Origin of the sequence: Micromonospora sp. NPDC051925, from assembly GCF_044548625.1 — a bacterium.
Taxonomy (GTDB): domain Bacteria; phylum Actinomycetota; class Actinomycetes; order Mycobacteriales; family Micromonosporaceae; genus Micromonospora.
Map to the genome: position 1 here is coordinate 1 of NZ_JBIUCH010000054.1, position 1,780 is coordinate 1,780.

The 1,780-nt window shown below is 65.0% G+C and carries 2 protein-coding genes; one reads left to right on the plus strand and one right to left on the minus strand.

Translation table 11 applies throughout. The features are described from left to right. The first annotated feature begins 20 nt into the window (after positions 1 to 20). Positions 21 to 392, plus strand: coding sequence for a tetratricopeptide repeat protein (locus tag ACIG87_RS32235; protein ID WP_396855400.1), 372 nt, complete (start codon positions 21 to 23; stop codon positions 390 to 392). An 822-nt stretch (positions 393 to 1,214) separates the two neighbouring features. Here the strand turns inward: ACIG87_RS32235 and ACIG87_RS32240 are convergent. Further along, a partial coding sequence (locus tag ACIG87_RS32240) for a winged helix-turn-helix transcriptional regulator (RefSeq protein WP_396855399.1) occupies positions 1,215 to 1,780 on the minus strand: 566 nt, incomplete at its 5' end.

Consider the following 1,780-nt stretch of genomic DNA (forward strand, 5'->3'; position numbering starts at 1 on the left):
GTTGTCCTCACAAACCATCGATGATCAACGCGGTGGCCGTCTTCACGCCCACGCCACGCCCAACGCCGAAGCCAAGTGACGTTGGAGTACTAGCCGACATGTACGCCCGGGAGGTTATCAAGTCCTCTACCGAGCCGAACGGCGTCGAGCGGAAGCCCATGCGCAATGCCGAAGCACGCATCACGCTCGGGGTGGTGGCAGCTCGCTCGGGGGACGTAGAAGCGGCAGTTGCCTATGGTCGCCGCGCTCTTGAAGGCGACCGTCATTCCCTGCCCTCTTTGCTGATGTGTTCCCGAGAACTGACCGGACTTCTTACCAAGAAGCATCAGCGTCAACCCGAGGTTGCGGCCTATCTGGACGAGGTACGCACGCTCGCGCACGGCGTCAGTTAGTTGTGCCGCCCTCTTGGGCTACCGGTCGGCCACCTACACCAGGACGTGGCCGCGCCTGGTGCCATGCCTTGATCCGACCTGGCCGCCACATGTGCGTACGCCCTACGGTCATGTCCGGCTCTGGCATCTGTCCACGCTTGCGGTAGTTCGACACCGTCGACACCTGAACGCCGAGGTACGCCGCCACGTCGGATGTCGTCCACCACTTCGCTTCGCTCGCTCCGTCTGCCGCCACACTGCCATAATCCCCTTTCTGGCAGTCGTTGTGTGTAGCCGGGGGCCGGCTGCCGGCGAAGTGGTGAGAACTTTCTGTACGTCTTCAAGGCGGCCCTGAACGGGCCGCACGCGCCGCCGCCTGGGCGCGCGTCCGTCGCTCCGCTGGCGCTCCGACTCCGGCCACGCAACACGCCCGGCGGCTGGCGCGGAGGGCGGGTAGCCCGGTGGGCCGCCGGCTGACGACAGGCCGTTGCCTGGTGTGGTGGTGGGCCGGCAGCCGGCCGGGCGGCGCGGCGAGCGCCGCGCGGCGTAGGGGAGCGCACGCCGGGGTCCGTCGGCGGCTGCCCGGTCGTGGCGGGGTTGCGGTTACTGCGCCTCCGGCGGGGGCGCTCCGGCTCCAGGATGGCCGGGGGGCCGTCGGCGGCTTGCGGTCCGTGGGTGGTGGCGGTGGGAGCCATCCCGCCCGCCGTCGACCCGGGCGAGCCGAGCAGACCACCGCCCGACCCGCCAGCGTCCGTACGGGCGTCAAGGCCGTCTTGACGTGGCGGGCCGGGCGGCGGCCCGCTCCCCAGTGGGCGGGTCGACGGCAGACGGGATGGCTGTTCCTTACACGTCGTCAACGGGAATATCGGGGTTAATGGCGTTTGTGCGAGCCTTCAACATGGCTTGATATTCATCGACATTCTTTGCGATATCTACCAATTCCTTCGGATAGTCGGTCGGCGGATTTCCGGCCGCAGTAAAGACACGTGCGACATTTCTCCCCTTGTCCGTAAGGACGTACACCGCCTTTTCTGGCTGGTGTGGGAGTCGAACCTGCCGGACCAATCCTTTTGCGTGAAGTTCCCTCGCTTTCTCCAATCCCATAACACCAAGGCCCGGCGCAAATATGGAACCCCGTCGCCTGCTCTGAATCTCATCTTTCGCGAGGAGCGCGAGATAATGAGCCTCGAGAAGACTTGCGTCTTTCAGTGCATTCTTCGCGATTTCAGCGTCTTCCCCTGCAGGAAATTCCCGCATGAATTGCACAACTCGCCTGTTCTTTTCCTCGTCCGCGTCAGCGGGCAAGTAAGCCAATGAGCCTTTCCGCGTAACGGGTCGTGGCGTTGGGTGATCAGGTTGTGCGGTTGTGCTCGACGTGCAGGAGTACGAGGGCCGCTGCGGTGATCCTG

Bases quoted from the DNA above. Each gene is read 5' to 3' on its own strand.
- ACIG87_RS32235 (WP_396855400.1), top strand. From the start codon at position 21: ATGATCAACGCGGTGGCCGTCTTCACGCCCACGCCACGCCCAACGCCG.